18 protein-coding genes are annotated in these 15,947 nt (G+C 73.7%); 11 read left to right on the forward strand and 7 right to left on the reverse strand.

The window, feature by feature from the left end; translation table 11 throughout:
* Window positions 1-87: 87 nt before the first annotated feature.
* Window positions 88-252 carry a 50S ribosomal protein L33 gene (rpmG, locus tag QFZ64_RS27645; RefSeq protein WP_307070245.1) on the reverse strand — a complete coding sequence of 55 codons (165 nt, stop codon included), beginning with the start codon at window positions 250-252 and terminating at the stop codon, window positions 88-90.
* Between the two features lie 65 nt (window positions 253-317).
* Between rpmG and rpmB the strand changes: the two genes are divergently transcribed.
* Both rpmB and rpsN read left to right on the forward strand, forming a co-directional pair.
* A complete protein-coding gene (rpmB, locus tag QFZ64_RS27650; RefSeq protein ID WP_307070246.1) occupies window positions 318-554 on the forward strand; it encodes a 50S ribosomal protein L28 in 237 nt (78 codons plus the stop codon).
* Window positions 554-859, forward strand: coding sequence for a 30S ribosomal protein S14 (gene rpsN, locus QFZ64_RS27655; protein ID WP_307070247.1), 306 nt, complete (start codon window positions 554-556; stop codon window positions 857-859). The genes rpmB and rpsN overlap by 1 nt, the downstream gene beginning before the upstream one ends.
* Window positions 860-1,028: 169 nt before the next feature.
* Here rpsN and QFZ64_RS27660 read toward each other — a convergent pair whose 3' ends face one another.
* Window positions 1,029-1,196: a hypothetical protein gene (locus tag QFZ64_RS27660; RefSeq protein ID WP_373430675.1), complete on the reverse strand. Its 168-nt coding sequence runs from the start codon at window positions 1,194-1,196 to the stop codon at window positions 1,029-1,031.
* A gap of 190 nt (window positions 1,197-1,386) precedes the next feature.
* Between QFZ64_RS27660 and QFZ64_RS27665 the strand changes: the two genes are divergently transcribed.
* On the forward strand, window positions 1,387-2,301 hold the full coding sequence (locus QFZ64_RS27665) for a HipA family kinase (protein WP_307070248.1): 915 nt from the start codon (window positions 1,387-1,389) through the stop codon (window positions 2,299-2,301).
* 54 nt (window positions 2,302-2,355) lie between these two features.
* On the opposite strand, the gene aceB is transcribed toward QFZ64_RS27665, so the two are convergent.
* Together aceB and QFZ64_RS27675 are read right to left on the reverse strand one after the other, a co-directional pair.
* Complete coding sequence (gene aceB, locus QFZ64_RS27670) at window positions 2,356-4,002, reverse strand: malate synthase A (RefSeq protein ID WP_307070249.1); 1,647 nt, start codon at window positions 4,000-4,002, stop codon at window positions 2,356-2,358.
* Between the two features lie 93 nt (window positions 4,003-4,095).
* Window positions 4,096-4,797, reverse strand: coding sequence for a nucleotidyltransferase family protein (locus QFZ64_RS27675; RefSeq protein ID WP_307070250.1), 702 nt, complete (start codon window positions 4,795-4,797; stop codon window positions 4,096-4,098).
* Between the two features lie 172 nt (window positions 4,798-4,969).
* Between QFZ64_RS27675 and QFZ64_RS27680 the strand changes: the two genes are divergently transcribed.
* Window positions 4,970-5,284, forward strand: a complete 315-nt coding sequence (locus QFZ64_RS27680) for a DUF5955 family protein (RefSeq protein WP_307070251.1) — start codon at window positions 4,970-4,972, stop codon at window positions 5,282-5,284.
* 61 nt (window positions 5,285-5,345) lie between these two features.
* On the opposite strand, the gene QFZ64_RS27685 is transcribed toward QFZ64_RS27680, so the two are convergent.
* On the reverse strand, window positions 5,346-6,131 hold the full coding sequence (locus QFZ64_RS27685; protein ID WP_307070252.1) for an IclR family transcriptional regulator: 786 nt from the start codon (window positions 6,129-6,131) through the stop codon (window positions 5,346-5,348).
* A gap of 153 nt (window positions 6,132-6,284) precedes the next feature.
* On the opposite strand from QFZ64_RS27685, the gene QFZ64_RS27690 reads away from it, so the two are divergent.
* Entirely contained in the window at window positions 6,285-7,106 is an 822-nt protein-coding gene (locus QFZ64_RS27690; RefSeq protein ID WP_307070253.1) for an AIM24 family protein, read from the forward strand.
* A gap of 173 nt (window positions 7,107-7,279) precedes the next feature.
* On the opposite strand, the gene QFZ64_RS27695 is transcribed toward QFZ64_RS27690, so the two are convergent.
* Window positions 7,280-8,272 carry an NADPH:quinone reductase gene (locus QFZ64_RS27695; protein ID WP_307070254.1) on the reverse strand — a complete coding sequence of 331 codons (993 nt, stop codon included), beginning with the start codon at window positions 8,270-8,272 and terminating at the stop codon, window positions 7,280-7,282.
* 275 nt (window positions 8,273-8,547) lie between these two features.
* On the opposite strand from QFZ64_RS27695, the gene QFZ64_RS27700 reads away from it, so the two are divergent.
* The 3 genes from QFZ64_RS27700 (at window position 8,548) to QFZ64_RS27710 (ending at window position 11,978) form a co-directional block, all read left to right on the forward strand.
* Window positions 8,548-9,516, forward strand: a complete 969-nt coding sequence (locus QFZ64_RS27700) for an amidohydrolase family protein (protein ID WP_307070255.1) — start codon at window positions 8,548-8,550, stop codon at window positions 9,514-9,516.
* 131 nt (window positions 9,517-9,647) lie between these two features.
* The gene (locus tag QFZ64_RS27705) at window positions 9,648-10,709 is read left to right on the forward strand and encodes an AraC family transcriptional regulator (RefSeq protein ID WP_307070256.1); all 1,062 of its coding nucleotides are present in this window, start codon (window positions 9,648-9,650) and stop codon (window positions 10,707-10,709) included.
* Between the two features lie 81 nt (window positions 10,710-10,790).
* Complete coding sequence (locus tag QFZ64_RS27710; protein ID WP_307070257.1) at window positions 10,791-11,978, forward strand: cytochrome P450; 1,188 nt, start codon at window positions 10,791-10,793, stop codon at window positions 11,976-11,978.
* 125 nt (window positions 11,979-12,103) lie between these two features.
* On the opposite strand, the gene QFZ64_RS27715 is transcribed toward QFZ64_RS27710, so the two are convergent.
* Entirely contained in the window at window positions 12,104-13,108 is a 1,005-nt protein-coding gene (locus QFZ64_RS27715) for a Gfo/Idh/MocA family oxidoreductase (protein ID WP_307070258.1), read from the reverse strand.
* Between the two features lie 128 nt (window positions 13,109-13,236).
* On the opposite strand from QFZ64_RS27715, the gene QFZ64_RS27720 reads away from it, so the two are divergent.
* From QFZ64_RS27720 to QFZ64_RS27730, 3 genes are all read left to right on the forward strand, one after another.
* Window positions 13,237-13,974, forward strand: a complete 738-nt coding sequence (locus QFZ64_RS27720) for a GntR family transcriptional regulator (RefSeq protein ID WP_307071894.1) — start codon at window positions 13,237-13,239, stop codon at window positions 13,972-13,974.
* 186 nt (window positions 13,975-14,160) lie between these two features.
* Window positions 14,161-15,351, forward strand: coding sequence for an ROK family glucokinase (locus QFZ64_RS27725; protein WP_307070259.1), 1,191 nt, complete (start codon window positions 14,161-14,163; stop codon window positions 15,349-15,351).
* The gene (locus tag QFZ64_RS27730) at window positions 15,348-15,932 is read left to right on the forward strand and encodes a sugar kinase (RefSeq protein ID WP_307070260.1); all 585 of its coding nucleotides are present in this window, start codon (window positions 15,348-15,350) and stop codon (window positions 15,930-15,932) included. The genes QFZ64_RS27725 and QFZ64_RS27730 overlap by 4 nt, the downstream gene beginning before the upstream one ends.
* Window positions 15,933-15,947: the final 15 nt, after the last annotated feature.

Raw genomic sequence — 15,947 nt, forward strand, 5'->3', positions numbered from 1 at the left:
AAGGCAGGGAGCCGGAGGGGCGGGGGAGCGGGGGAGCGGGGAGGACGGCGGGGTGTGCCGGCCGCCCGGGGCGGAGCGGTGCTTGCGTCAGCGCTCTTCGCGGAAGTCGACGTGCCGTCGGGCCATCGGGTCGTACTTGCGCAGAACGAGCCGGTCCGGGTCGTTGCGGCGGTTCTTGCGGGTCACGTACGTGTAGCCGGTCCCGGCGGTGGAGCGCAGTTTGATGACGGGGCGTAGTTCGTTGCGTGCCATGGCGGGTAGCATACGACAATGATTTCCATTATCGGTACGCCGATGGAGAGAAAGGCAGCACCACCATGTCCGCTCACTGCCAACTGACCGGCGCGCAACCGGGCTTCGGCAACAAGATCTCCCACTCGCACCGGCGCACGTCCCGCCGCTTCGACCCCAACATCCAGAGCAAGCGCTACTGGCTGCCCGGCGAGAACCGTCACGTGCGACTGCGGCTCAGCGCGCGCGGTATCAAGACGGTGGACGTCATCGGCATCGAGGCCGCCGTCGCGCGGATCCGGGCCCGAGGGGAACGCGTCTGATGGCGAAGAAGAGCAAGATCGCGAAGAACGAGCGGCGCAAGGAGATCGTGGCCCGTTACGCCGAGCGGCGCGCCGTGCTGAAGTCCGTCCTGGCCTCGCCCCGGAGCACGGACGAGGAGAAGACCGCTGCCCAGGCGGAGTTGCGCCGTCAGCCGCGCGACGCGAGCGCGACCCGGATCCGCAACCGGGACAGCGTGGACGGCCGGCCTCGTGGACATCTGCGCAAGTTCGGGCTGTCACGGGTGAGTCTGCGGGCCCAGGCGCACGCCGGGAACCTGCCGGGGGTGACCAAGTCCTCCTGGTGACGGACCAGGCGGGCGCCCGACCGCACTGAGGGCGGACGTGAACCGGCCGGTCCGAGGGCGGACCGGCCGGTCCGAGCCCGCGGGCGGACGTGGACCGGTCGGTCCTCCGCGTTCGCCCCGGGTGCCCGGCACCTCGCGCGGTGACGGCCACCCGGCGCCCGGTGCGGGTTCAGCGCGGTGCGGCCACCAGTGAGTCGCTCGCCGAGCACCGGATCTGCCGTGCCTCACCGAAGCCCTGCGCGCGCAGCGTGTCGAGGTGCCACCGCACGGCGGTGGGACGGTCGGGCCCCGTGCCCGCCGGCCGGGGTTCGCGCGGGGCGCCGCGGAACCACGTCAACGCGTCAAATCAGTAGTTGCGGCAAATATGCAATAGTGGCCGTTGTGGAACTGATCACTCGGCTCCGCGTCGCGGTCGGCGGGCCGCCCGGGGTCCGGTGCGCGGACGCCGCCCGGTTATGCTCACCTCGTGCCGGAGGCCGGAGGCGGGCCGTGAAATCCGAGGATCAAGAGACGCGGGACCATTGCTCATGTTGAGAGAGGTCACCGCGACCCACTACGTCGCACCCCTGCACTCCGGCGGCTCCGTGCCCGGCATCGTCGAGGCCGACGACCTCGGGACGTACGTCGTCAAGTTCACCGCCTCCGCGCAGGGGCTGAAGGCGCTGGTCGCCGAGGTGATCGTCGGTGAGCTGGCCCGCGCCCTCGGCCTGCGGGTCCCCGAGCTCGTCCGGGTCCGCTTCGACCCGGCGGTCGCCGCGCACGAGCCCCACCAGGAGGTCCGCGACCTGGTGAACGCCAGCCCCGGGCTCAACCTCGGCATGGACCACCTGCCGGGCGCCGCCGACTACACCCCCGACCTCGCCGAGACCTTCCCCGTCGACCCGCTGGAGGCCGGGCGCATCGTCTGGCTGGACGCCCTCACCGTCAACGTCGACCGCACCGTGCACAGTTCCAACCTCATGGTCTGGCCGACGCTCGGGGTGGCGCCCCCGCGCCTGTGGCTCATCGACCACGGCGCGGCCCTCGTCTTCCACCACCGCTGGGACACCTCGGCCCCCGAGAAGGCGTACGACTTCCGGCACCACGCGCTCGGCCACGCCGCGCCGGACGTAAGGGCCGCCGACGCGGCACTCGCGCCGCGCGTGACGGAGGATCTGCTGCGCGAGGTGACCGCCGCGGTGCCGGACGCGTGGCTGACCGGCGAGGCGGGGTTCGCGACGGCCGACGAGGTCCGCGAGGCCTACGTCGGCTATCTGGCCGCCCGCGTCCGGGCCTCGGCGGCCTGGCTGCCGACGGACTTCCCCACCCGGGAGGAGCGCGCCGCCGAGGAGGCCCGGCGCGCGGCCCACACCCGGCGCGGCCGCCCGGCCTGGCTCCGGCATGTCCCCGACCTGCACGGCAGACCGGCGGCGGAACAGGACTGGTCGACACACCTGGGGTGACGCGAGGCGGCCGGGGGCAACCGGGCGCGCCCCTCTTCTGCCGATTTTCTCGTCTCAGCCCCTCAGCCGCTCGTACGCCGGCAGGGTCAGGAACTCCGCGTAGTCCTCGTCGAGCGCCACCCGCAGCAGCAGGTCGTGCGCCTCCTGCCAGGCCCCCGCGGCGAACGCTTCCGCGCCCAACTCCTCGCCGAGGGCATCGAGTTCGCCTGCGGCCACCTCGCGCACCAGTTCCGCGGTGACCTCCGCGCCGTCGTCGAGGACGACACCGGCGTTGACCCACTGCCAGATCTGGGAGCGCGAGATCTCCGCGGTGGCGGCGTCCTCCATGAGGTGGAAGATGGCCACCGCGCCCTGCCCGCGCAGCCACGCCTCGATGTAACGGATGCCGACCTGCACGGCGTTGACCAGGCCCGCGCGCGTCGGACGTGCGTCGAGGGAGCCGACCGCGAGCAGGTCGGCGGCCGTCACGCGCACGTCCTCACGCAGCCGGTCCTTCTGGTGCGGGCGCTCGCCCAGGACGGCGTCGAAGGACTCCCGCGCGATCGGCACGAGATCGGGGTGGGCGACCCAGGAGCCGTCGAACCCGTCGCGCGCCTCGCGGTCCTTGTCGGCGCGCACCTTCTCGAACGCCACCCGGTTGACCTCCGCGTCCCGCCGGGACGGGATGAACGCCGCCATGCCGCCGATCGCGTGCGCGCCGCGCCGGTGGCAGGTGCGGACGAGGAGTTCGGTGTACGCCCGCATGAACGGGGCCGTCATCGTGACCGCGTTGCGGTCCGGGAGGACGAACTCGGGCCCCGCGGTACGGAAGTTCTTGATCAGGGAGAACAGGTAGTCCCAGCGGCCCGCGTTCAACCCCGAGGCGTGCTCGCGGAGTTCGTGGAGGATCTCGTCCATCTCGAACGCGGCCGTGATCGTCTCGATCAGGACGGTGGCCCGGACCGTGCCGCGCGGAATGCCGAGGCGGTCCTGCGCGAAGACGAACACGTCGTTCCAGAGGCGGGCCTCCAGGTGCGACTCCGTCTTCGGCAGGTAGAAGTACGGGCCCTTGCCGGCGTCGAGCAGCCGGCCCGCGTTGTGGAAGAAGTACAGCCCGAAGTCGACGAGCGCCCCCGGGACCCGGGCCCCGTCCGCCCCGTCGCGCAGATGGCGCTCGTCCAGGTGCCAGCCGCGCGGGCGCACGACCGCCGTGGCCAACTCGGCGTCGGGGCGCAGGGCGTACGACTTGCCGGTGCGCTCGTCGGTGAAGTCGATGGTGCGGCGGTGGGCGTCGATCAGGTTGAGCTGGCCGAGGACCACGTTCTCCCAGGTGGGCGCGGAAGCGTCCTCGAAGTCGGCCAGCCAGATCCTGGCGCCGGAGTTGAGCGCGTTGACGGTCATCCGGCGGTCGGTGGGGCCGGTGATCTCCACCCGGCGGTCCTCCAGCGCGGGTGGCGCGGGGGCCACCCGCCAAGAGTCGTCCGCGCGGATCGCGGCCGTCTCCGGCAGGAAGTCCAGCCGCGCGGTGCGGGCGATCTCGGCGCGGCGCTCCGCGCGGCGGGCGAGGAGTTCGTCGCGACGGGGCGTGAACCGGCGGTGCAGCTCGCCCACGAAGTCGAGCGCCTCCTCGGTCAGCACCTCCTCCTGCCGGGGCAGGGACGGGGCGGCGTCGTCCACGACGACAGCACCGCCGCGCGGCGGGGACGGCACGGGTGCGGACATGCGGAGGTCACATCCTTCGACGGGCGCGGTGGAGCTCTGTGGTCGCCAGACAGTTTTCTGTCTGGTGGATCCTAGTTTCCTCATTGTGGAACTTCAATGCTGACCAAGAGTGGGGGACGTCGTAGGGGGCGCCGTTGGCGGGCCGACGCGCAGCCGGACGAGATCCGCCTCGGTGTCGATGTCGTAGGGCTCGGCCACATCGCCGCACTCCACGAGCCGGAGTGCGCCCCCGTGCGCCTTGAGATACGTGCGCGCCCCCCGGTCGCCGGTCGCCGTCGCGGCCACGCCCGCCCAGTGGTCCGCGCCCAGCAGCACCGGATGGCCGCGTACGCCGTCGTACGCGGCCGAGGCGAGGGTCGCCGGGGAGGCGTACGCGGCCAGCACGCGCCGCATGGCGCGCGGGCCGATGCCGGGCTGGTCCACCAGCGTGACCAGTGCCGCGCCCGCCCCCGTCCCGGCCAGTGAGCCGAGCCCCGCGCGCAGTGAGGTGCCCATGCCCTCCTCCCACTCCGGGTTGTCCACCAGGACGCAGTCCGGCAGCTCCGCGCGGGCGCGCACCTCCTCGGCCGCGGCGCCCAGCACGACGTGCACCCGGGCGCACCCGGCCGCCCGCAGCGCCTCGGCCGCGTGTTCCACCAGGGGGCGCCCGTCGTGCACGAGCAGCGCCTTGGGGCGCCCGCCGAGCCGCCGTCCGCCCCCCGCCGCGAGCAACAGCCCGACGACGGGACGGGGGCCGGACGCGGCGGCGGCGTGGGCGGACGCGGCGGCCCCGGTTCGCTCTTCGTTCGATCGCATGCACTCCTGCATACACGTTGGTGCCCAATTTCGGTCCGCACGGTGGCGCACGCGGCGTCGGGTGGCGTTTACTGACCCGCACCCCCCATGCGCCCTGTCCGTGCGCCGGGGCGCACGCGGTCGTGCAACCGCGTCATGGGGGTGCGCACGGGTGAGGCGCGAAGGGGGAGCTGTGTTGCGGAGCTTGGGGCAGAGACGGGTGACCGGCGGCGACGAGGACCCGAGAGTGACCGGACTGCGGACGGCCGTGTCCCGCTTACGGCGTCAACTCGCCCTTCACCCGGCGGAGTTGCCCGACCGGTCGATCGCCGAGGACGAACTGGCGGCCCTCGCCGCGATGATCGCGGGGGGCGCGCCGGAAACACGGCGCATGCGGCGCTCGCTGCTGCTGATCGCCGGGTCGATCGGCTCGGTCAGCGCGTTGTCGCGGGGGCTGGAGGAGGTCCGGGACGCGGTGGACCTGTTCGGCACGCCGCCGCGCACGTAGGCGGGCGCACGCCGGGGTGCGCGGCGCGGGCGCGGCCAGGTCGCGAGCGCCCGGGATGTGATCAGGTGGCGAGCGCCCGGGACAGGTCCGCCGCGACCTGCCGCAGCAACGGCACGATCGTGGCCGTCGCCGCCTCGGTGACCCGGCCGGCCGGGCCCGAGATGGAGATGGCCGCGGCGGTCGGCGCTCCCGGCACCGGGGCCGCCAGGCACCGCACGCCCATCTCCTGCTCGCTGTCGTCGACCGCGTACCCCTGGCGCCGTACCTCCTCCAGGGCGGTGAGGAAGGCGTCCGGCGAGGTGATCGTGCGCTCCGTCGCGGCGGGCATGCCCGTGCGGCGCAGCAGGGCCCGCACCTCAGCCGGCTCCAGACCGGCCAGCAGCGCCTTGCCGACCCCCGTGGTGTGCGGCAGCACCCGCCGGCCCACCTCGGTGAACATCCGCATCGAGTGCTTGGACGGCACCTGCGCCACGTACACGATCTCGTCGCCGTCGAGCAGCGCCATGTTGGCCGTCTCGCCGGTCTCCTCCACGAGCCGGGCGAGGTGCGGCCGGGCCCAGGTGCCGAGCAGCCGCGAGGCGGACTCCCCGAGACGGATCAGCCGGGGGCCGAGCGCGTACCGCCGGTTCGCCTGCTGACGCACGTAACCGGACGCGACCAGTGTGCGCATCAGACGGTGGATGGTGGGCAGCGGCAGCCCGCTGCTCGCCGCCAGCTCGCTCAGGCCGACCTCGCCACCCGCGTCCGCCATCCGCTCCAGCAGGTCGAAGGCGCGCTCCAGGGACTGGACACCACCACCGGAGCCGGCGGACCTGGCGGCGTCTCGGGCACTGGACGACGACGGCACGGCGCGTTCCTTTCCGGGGGACGGGGACCGGCAACCCACGGGCCGGCAGCCCACGAGGAGCCGGCGACCTACGGAGGCCAGCAGCCTACCCGGCGGTCGGGTGAGGTCCGGCGGGTGCGGGAACCCGCGGCCGGGTCCACTCGTTGCGCCGGTGTGACTCTTCGGCAAGACATCGTCGGCACCGCCATGCAGATGGCGATCGTCAACCTGCACCCCGGCCAGACCGTCTACTGCGAAGCCGGCAAGTTCCTCTTCAAGACCGCGAACGTCAGCATGGAGACGCGCCTGTCCGCCCCGGGCAGCGGCGGCGGCGCGGGAGGCGGCTCCGGCTCCGGGAGCGGCGGCATGGGCGGCATGCTCCGCCAGGCCATGGGCACGGCCATGCAGGCCGGCCAGCGCATGCTCGCAGGTGAGTCCCTGGCGTTCCAGCACTTCACGGCGTCCGGTGCCGAGGGCACCGTCGGCTTCGCCGGTGTGCTCCCCGGCGAGATGCGCGCCCTGGAGCTGGACGGCACGCGCGCGTGGTTCGCCGAGAAGGACGCCTTCGTGGCCGCCGAGTCGACGGTGGAGTTCGGCATCGCCTTCCAGGGCGGCCGCACCGGCATGAGCGGCGGCGAGGGCTTCGTCCTGGAGAAGTTCACCGGCCTGGGCACCGTGATCATCGCCGGTGCCGGCAACTTCATCGACCTGAACCCGGCGGACTTCGGCGGCCGGATCGAGGTCGACACCGGCTGCGTCGTCGCCTTCGAGGAGGGCATCCGGTACGGAGTCCAGCGCATCGGCGGCCTCAACCGGCAGGGCCTGATGAACGCGGTACTCGGCGGCGAGGGCCTGTCCCTGGCGACGCTGGAGGGCAACGGCCGCGTCATCCTGCAGTCCCTCACCATCGAGGGCCTCGCCAACGCCCTCAAGAAGGCCCAGGGCGGCGACAAACAGGGCCCCACGGGCGGGATGTTCTCGACGCACGCGGGCTGACCGTCCCGACCCGCGCAAGCTGACCGTCCCGACCCGCGCAAGCTGACCGTCCCGGCTCACGCGGGCCGACCTTCCCGGAACACGGCCCCGCCCGCGACGGCCACGGCCCCTCGCCGCCCCGGGCCCCGATCCCCGACTCACGATCCCCGGCCCCGGTGCCTCTGCCGCGACGGCTACTGCCCCTCGTCGGCCCCCGGCGTCCCCGCCGCCACCCGCAGCACCACCCGGCGGCCGCGCAGCTCACCGGCCTCCAGCCGGCGATGGGCCTCGGCCGCCGCGTCGAGTGGCAGCACCTCCAGCGCGCGCGGGCGCAGCAGGCCCCGGGCGAGCACGTCGTTCAGGGCCGCCGCGGCCTCCGCCAGTTCGGCGACGGTGGCCCGGGAGATGGCGAAGCCGCGCACGGAGCCGTCCTTCATGTACAGCGGCCCCACCGGCAGCGCGGGCCGCGCTCCCGGACCGGCCAGCAGCACGATGCGGCCCCGGTTGGCGAGCAGCCCGACGGCCGCGTCGAGGTCGTGCCGACCGGAGGTGTCGACGTGCAGGTCGACACCGCCCGGGGCCAGCTCGGCCAGCCGTTCGACCGGCTCCCGGTAGTCGACGACCTCGGCCGCACCCAGCGCCCGTACGTGCTCGTGGTCGCGTGGTGAGGCAGTGGCGAGCACCCGCGCACCGGCCCGCGCGGCCAGCGCGACCAGCGCCGATCCCACGTTGCCCGCGGCCCCGGCCACCAGCACCGTCTCGCCGGGGAGCAGCTCCCCGTGGTTGAACAGGGCGAGATACGCGGTGGCCGCCGGGTGCAGCACGGCCACCGCCTCCAGCGGCGGCACCCCGTCCGGCAGCCGGTACAACCGGTTCGCGGCGACGACGACCCGCTCGGCGGCGGCTCCCTGCCGCCCCCCGTGCCCCAGACTGTTGCACCACACCGTCTCGCCCGCCGCGAACCCGCCGGCCGCCTCCACGACCGTCCCCACCAGATCGCGCCCGACGACAAAGGGGAACGTCAGCGGCGTACGGAACACCCCCGACCGCACGAGCGTGTCCACCGGATCGACGGCGCTGGCCACCACGTCCACCAGTACCTCACCGGCCCCCGGCACGGGCGTGGGCAGTTCCCCGAGACGGATCACCTCGGGCGGCCCGAGCTGTTCGATGTAAGCGGCGCGCATGGACGGAGATTCTTCCACCGGGACGGCGGGCGGCCGGGCGGACACACGGAGCGCCCCCGCCCGCCCGCACCCGGGAGCACGTGGGGGTGGGCCGGCCCCGGTGTCCAAGTTGCGAAAAGAGCCCGGCCGAAAGGCGTTCGAGGGCCCGGAGCGGGCCCGCGCTCCGGGACCATGACGGGACCACGACCGCGCGGTCACCCGCCCGTCGGGCCGCCGCCCCTTCCAGCCGACACGGCCGACAGGGCCGACACGGCCGTCACAGGAGAGGAACAACGATGGAGCAGCACCCAGCAGAACCCCTCGTCGACGTCCACGCCCACTTCGTGACGCCCTGGTACGTCGAGGCCGCGAAGGCCGCCGGACACCACCACCCCGACGGGATGCCGGCGTGGCCGGCGTGGAGCCCGGAGGACCACCTCCGGCTGATGGACGCGCACGGCATCGAGCAGGCCGTCCTCTCGATCTCCTCACCGGGGGTCTGGTTCGGGGACAGGGAGGCCTCGGTCGCGCTGTGCCGTCGGGTCAACGACTACGCGGCGGGTCTGGCCGCCGAGCATCCGGACCGGTTCCGGTTCTTCGCCTCGGTGCCGCTGCCGGACGTCGACGAGGCCGTCGCGGAGGCCGGCCGGGCGCTCGACGAACTCGGCGCCGCCGGCACGGTGGTGATGACGAACGCCGGTGGCGTCTCCCTCGGCGACCCGCGCGTCGCGCCGTTCCTCGACGAGTTGGACCGGCGGGGCGCCGTCATGTTCGTGCACCCCACGACCCCGCTCGGCTGGGAGCCGACGGTGCCGGAACTGCCGCGTCCCATGGTGGAGTTCTTCGCCGAGACCACCCGCGTGCTGGCCGCCATGCTCACCGGCGGCGAGGCGGCCCGTCGCAGCGGGCTGCGGACCGTCGTGCCGCACTGCGGCGCGTCGTTGCCGGTGCTCGTGGACCGGCTGCGGCTGTTCGCCGCCCTCCAGCCCTCCCCGGACGGGGCCGCGCGCATCGACGCGGGGCTCGCGCACCTCTGGTTCGACCTGGCCGGGACCCCGCTGCCGGTGCACGTCGAGGCTCTGATCAGCCATGTCGGCACCGGGCGGTTGCTCTACGGCAGCGACTACTGCTGGACGCCGCCGGGGCTGGTCGCCGACCAGGTCGCCGCCCTCGACACCGGATGGCGGGCGGAGTCCCATGGCCCGTGGCGGGAGCTGACGGCCACGAACGCCGCGACCCTGCTGGCGGGCCGCGCGGCCCACTGACACGCGGGCCGGCCGCGGGCGGCGCCGTGCGGAGTGGTGGCATGCGGTGCGGTGGCATGCGGTGCGCGTGATGTCAGGGTGTGAAGCGCGAGGTCCGTGGCGGACCACGTGCCGACATCCTGGAGAACCGTATGACCGCCCCCCTCGAAGGAACCCACCGCGTGCATCCCGACGACTGTGTCCTGCGCGCGCTCGCCGCCTACAAGCGCTTCGAGACCCACGATCTGGAGGTGGCGGAAGGGGAGGTCAGACGGTTCATGGCACCGGGCCGGCTGCGCGCGCGCCCCGATCGCCGCGGCGACGTCGACGCGCGCGCCTTCTACGCCGACACCGGCTCCGTAGGGGTCGGGCACATGAGTTACGGCGCGGACGTGATCATGGACAGGGAGGCGGACTCCCGCTACCTCGGCATCGCGATACCCCTGTCGGGGCGCCTCCGCGTCCGGAGGGGAAGCGAGGTCCTCGACGCGTACGCCGGGGAATCGGTCGTGGTGATCGCACCGGACGGACGTGTGCTCGTCGACTGGAGCGCCGACTGCCGCGCCCTCATGCTGCGCGTGACGACCACCTCACTGGCGCGTGCGGCCCGCGCGCTGACCGGCGAACGGGACACGGACCGGCCACCGCGCTTCGTGCACCAGGTGCTGCCCCTGGACCGCGGCCACGCCGTGCACAGCGCCGCCAGACTGCTCGCCGAGAACTTCGGACGGTACGGCGATGTCGCCGCCGTTCCCGGCGGGTTGCTGCGGCGGCTCTCCGAACACGCCCTGAACGCCGTGCTGCTCGGTCTGGACCACGACCTGGGCGCCCCCGCCGGGCCTGCCTACCGGGCGACACCCAGCAAGGCGGTGCGCTCGGCGATGCGCCTGATAGAGGACGAGACCACCGCCGAGTTCAACGTCGGCGAGCTGGCCCGCCACCTCGGACTGACCGTACGCGCCCTCGAACTCGGCTTCCGCCGCGCCCTCGACGAGACCCCGCACCACTACATGCGGCGGATCCGGCTGGAACGGGCGCACCGCGAGCTCCTGGCCGCCGACCCCTCCGACCCGGCCGACGCCACGACCGTCACCGAGATCGCGACCCGATGGGGCTTCCACCACGCGGGCCGCTTCGCCGCCTCCTACAAGGCCGTCCACGGCGTCACGCCCTCGGTGAGCCTGCGGACCTTCCCGGGGGCGAACCGCCGTTGACGGCCGCGGGGCACCAAGTCGGGCCGCCACACGTTGTCCCGTTCGAGGACGCGGGCGTGACACGCGAACGGAAGGAGTGCCGTGGCGGACACGGTGATCGACCTGGGGCAGTACGGCGAGGCCTTCGCCGAGGACCCGTTCCCGGTCTACGCGGAGCTGCGGGAGCGGGGACCCGTGCACCGGGTGCGGATGCCGGAGCCCGATCCGTGGGAGTGCTGGCTGGTCGTCGGGTACGAGGAGGCGCGTGCGGCGCTCGCCGACCCGCGGTTCGCCAAGGACGTCCGGAAGCTGGGCGCGCAGGCGTTCGACGAGCGGATCATGGGCCGGCACGTGCTCGTCTCCGACCCGCCCGAGCACACCCGGCTGCGCGCGCTGGTCACCCGGGCGTTCACCGCGCGGCGGATCCGGGCGCTCGCTCCGCGAGTGCAGCAGATCACCGACGACCTGCTGGACAAGATGGTGCCGCGCGGCCGGGCCGACCTGGTGGGGTCCTTCGCCTATCCGCTGCCCATCACCGTCATCTGCGAACTGCTCGGCGTGCCCGACCTGGACCGCGAGGCGTTCCGGGCGCTGTCGACCCGGGTCGTGGCACCGGCCGCCGGTGACGACGACCACGGCGGCGCGCTGGGGGAGATGGCGGCGTACCTGGACGAGCTGATCGAGGACAAGCGGGCCGCCGCGCCGGGCGACGACCTGCTCAGCGACCTCATCCGCACCCGCGCCGAGGACGGCGACCGGCTGTCCCGGGCGGAACTGCGCGGCATGGCGTTCATCCTGCTCGTCGCGGGACACGAGACGACCGTCAACCTCCTCACCAACGGCGTGCACGCGCTGCTCACCCATCCCGAGCAACTGGCGGCGCTGCGGGCCGACATGTCGCTGCTGGACGGCGCGGTCGAGGAGATGCTGCGCTACGAGGGGCCCGTGGAGACGGCGACGTTCCGCTTCGCGGCGGAGCCGGTGGAACTGGGCGGCCGGCTGATCGGCAGGGGAGAGGGGGTGCTGGTCGGCCTCGACTCGGCCGACCGGGACGGCGCGCGCTACCCGAACCCCGACCGCTTCGACATCCGGCGCGCCCCGCAGGGACACCTGGCGTTCGGGCACGGCCTGCACTTCTGCCTGGGGGCGCCGCTGGCGCGCCTGGAGGCCCGCACGGCGCTGCGGTCCCTGCTGGACCGCTGCCCCGATCTGACCCTCGACGGCCCTCCGGGCCCGCGGGTGCCGGGCATGCTGATGCGCGGCTTCCGCACCTTGCCGATCCGCTGGTAGGTACTCAGGGGCGCGGGGAACTGCGCGATCCTTCGGGGGGCCGGGGGGCGGCCCCCCCGGGGTCGGGAAGGGAAGGGGCGGCGGGGGCGAAAACCCCCCTGGCCCACGCACCCCCGCCCCAGGCCCTAACCCCCCGCCACCTCCTCCACCTTCACCGCGCGCCGCTCACGGCGCGACATCTCGCACGCCTCCGCGATCCGCAACGCCCCGAGCGCCTCCCACCCGTCGCACGGGTTCTCCCGCTCCCCCCGCACCACCCGCACGAACGCGCCCAGCTCCCCCTCGTACGCCGCCGCGAACCGTTCGAGGAACCCCGGCCACGGCTTGTCCGCCGGGGGTGGTCCGGCCGGTTCCGTGGACGCGATCGGGGTGCGGTCGTCCAGCCCCACCACGATCGTGTCCCGCTCGCCCGCCAGCTCCATCCGCACGTCGTACCCCGCGCCGTTGACCCGCGCTCCGGTCACCGTCGCGAGCGTGCCGTCGTCCAGCGTGAGCACGGCGGCCGCCGTGTCCACGTCCGCCGCCTCCCGGAACGGTTCCGGCCCGGCGTCCGAGCCGGTCGCGTACACCTCGGCGACCTCGCGCCCGGTCACCCACCGCACCATGTCGAAGTCGTGCACCAGGGTGTCCCGGAAGAACCCGCCCGAGACCCGCAGGTGCGCGGCCGACGGCGGCGTACGGTCCGCCGTGAGTGCCCGCACCGTGTGCAACCGGCCCAGCCGCCCGGCGCGCACGGCGTCCCGCGCGCCGGCGTACCCCGCGTCGAACCGGCGCTGGAAGCCCATCTGCAGCACCGTGCCCGCCGCCTTCACCTCGGCGAGCGCCGCCAGCGTGCCCGGCAGGTCGACCGCGACCGGCTTCTCGCAGAACACCGGCAGCCCCGACCGCGCCGCCCGGCCGATCAGTTCGCCGTGGGCCGCGGTGGCCGCCGTGATGACCACCGCGTCCACGCCCCAGGTGAAGATCTCGTCCACCCCGGGGGCCGCCGTTGCGCCCAGCCGGTCCGCGAGGGCGTGCGCCCGGGCCGGGTCGACGTCGGTGACGATGAGGGCTCCCACGTCGCGGTGGCGGCTGAGCGTGGCCGCGTGGAGCGTGCCGATACGGCCCGCCCCGATGAGTCCGATGCGCATGTGAACAAAGTGAGGTGACAGCCGTCACGCTGTCAATCCTTTGTCCGGACAACCTGACCGCACAACTTCCCGTCAACAGGTGCCGCAGCTACGCTCGGGCCGTGCCCAAACCAGAAGTGGACCACACCGTGTCGCTCGAACTCGGCGTCGACCGCAGCAGTCCGGTGCCCCTCTACTTCCAGCTCTCCCAGCAGCTGGAGGCCGCGATCGAGCACGGAACGCTGACGCCGGGCAGCCTGCTGGGCAACGAGATAGAACTCGCCGCACGCCTCGGCCTGTCCCGGCCCACGGTGCGCCAGGCCATCCAGTCCCTGGTCGACAAGGGACTGCTGGTGCGCCGGCGAGGGGTCGGCACCCAGGTCGTGCACAGCCAGGTCAAACGCCCGCTGGAGCTCAGCAGCCTCTACGACGACCTGGAGGCGGCCGGGCAGCGCCCCGCCACCGAGGTCCTCGTCAATGTGCTGGAGCCCGCCCCCGCCCTGGTGGCCGCCGCCCTCCAGATCGCCGAGGGCGTCCAGGTGCACCGCATCGAGCGGCTGCGGCTGACCCACGGCGAACCGATGGCCCACCTGTGCAACTACCTGCCGACCGGGCTGTTCGACCTGGACAGCGGGCAGCTCGCGGCGACCGGCCTGTACCGGATGATGCGCGCGGCCGGCATCACCCTGCACAGCGCCCGCCAGTCCATCGGCGCCCGCGCGGCCACCGCCGAGGAGGGCGAGCGGCTGGACGAAGCCGCCGGCGCCCCCCTGCTGACCATGCAGCGCACCACGTTCGACGACACCGGCCGCGCCGTCGAGTACGGCACCCACACCTACCGTCCCAGCCGCTACTCGTTCGAATTCCAGCTCCTCGTCCGCGGCTGATCCGAGAGGTCCGGCGAAGTCCGACTCCCGGTCCGCGGCCGGGCACCGGAAGCGCGCGACCAGCCACAACACCCCCGCACCCGGAAACAACGGCGCCCGCCACCCCCCTGCCCGGCGCCCGCCCCGCACCCCCGGGCGGGGAGCCCGCCCCCCGGCCGACGCAGTCATACGGCACAATCGGCGACGATGAGCACCTACCGCGACCTCTCCCTCCCGCGCGCACTGGGCGCCGCCAGAGTCACCGCCGGCGCGCCCATCGGCTCCCGCCGCGCCACCGCCCTGCGCACCGTCGGCACCCGCGAGCGCCGCTCGCACCTGACGGCGCCCCGCGTGCCGACCGTCGGCATCGACATCGGCGGCACCAAGGTGATGGCGGGCGTCGTGGACGCGGACGGCAACATCCTGGAGCGGCTGCGCACGGAGACCCCGGACAAGTCGAAGAGTCCCAAGGTCGTCGAGGACACCATCGCCGAGCTGGTGCTCGACCTGTCCGACCGGCACGACGTGCACGCGGTGGGCATCGGCGCGGCCGGCTGGGTCGACGCCGACCGCAACCGCGTCCTGTTCGCCCCGCACCTGTCCTGGCGCAACGAGCCGCTGCGGGACCGCCTGGCCGAGCGCCTGGCCGTGCCCGTCCTGGTCGACAACGACGCCAACTCCGCCGCCTGGGCCGAGTGGCGCTTCGGCGCCGGGCGCGGCGAGGACCACCTCGTCATGATCACCCTCGGTACCGGCATCGGCGGCGCCATCCTGGAGGACGGCCAGGTCAAGCGCGGCAAGTACGGGGTCGCGGGCGAGTTCGGCCACATGCAGGTCGTGCCCGGCGGGCACCGCTGCCCCTGCGGCAACCGCGGCTGCTGGGAGCAGTACAGCTCCGGCAACGCGCTGGTCCGCGAGGCCAGGGAACTGGCCGCCGCCGACTCCCCGGTGGCGTACGGGATCATCGAGCACGTCAAGGGGCAGGTCGGCGACATCACCGGCCCGATGATCACCGAACTCGCCCGCGAGGGTGACGCCATGTGCGTCGAACTGCTCCAGGACATCGGCCAGTGGCTCGGCGTCGGCATCGCCAACCTCGCCGCCGCCCTCGACCCGTCCTGCTTCGTGATCGGCGGCGGCGTCAGCGCCGCCGACGACCTGCTCATCGGCCCCGCCCGGGACGCCTTCAAGCGGCACCTCACCGGCCGCGGCTACCGCCCCGAGGCCCGTATCGTGCGCGCCCAGCTCGGCCCCGAGGCCGGCATGGTCGGCGCCGCCGACCTGGCCCGGCTGGTCGCCCGCCGCTTCCGCCGCGCCAAGCGCCGCCGGGTGGAGCGCCACGAGCGCTACGAGCGGTACGCCGACTCCCGGCGCTCGGAACGGGAGGACGCCTCATGACGTCCGCCGCGGTACCCCACCAGCCCCTCACGCCCCAGCAGACCGCACGTACGCCCGAGAACCGCCGGCACATGATCCGCCGGCGTGCGTTCACCCTCCTGACCATCGTGCTGCTCATCGGCGTCCCGGCCGGCTACCTGGTGATCTCCGCCAACCAGAGCCGGGACAGCGGCAAGCAGAAGGAGGAGAAGTGGTCGGCGACCGGTCTCACCGCCGGCTGGCCCTCACTCGTGCAGCGCCGCCTCTACCAGGTGCCCGTCCCGCCGTACTCGCGCGACGTCGCCTACTACGAGACGAACAACTGGAAGACCAGCAGGCTGTACACCCAGTTTCTGACCAGCAACGAGGGGCTGGAGCGCTTCCTGCGCCAGACGGGTACCGAGGCCACCGCGCTGAAGATGGGCGACGTCGCCATCGGCACCCGTGACCAGCAGGTCATCGGCTGGAGCTTCAGCGGGCCGGGACCCTGGTACGGGCTGGTCCACAAGCAGAAGAGCCCGTCCCCCACCCACGACATCGTCGTCAACCGCTCCGACCCGGCGCACCCGATGGTGTACGTCGTCTCGCGCACGGTGCCGTAGACCGGCCGTCGCGCA

The sequence above is a fragment of the Streptomyces sp. B3I8 genome (genome assembly GCF_030816915.1).
Taxonomy (GTDB): Bacteria; Actinomycetota; Actinomycetes; order Streptomycetales; family Streptomycetaceae; genus Streptomyces.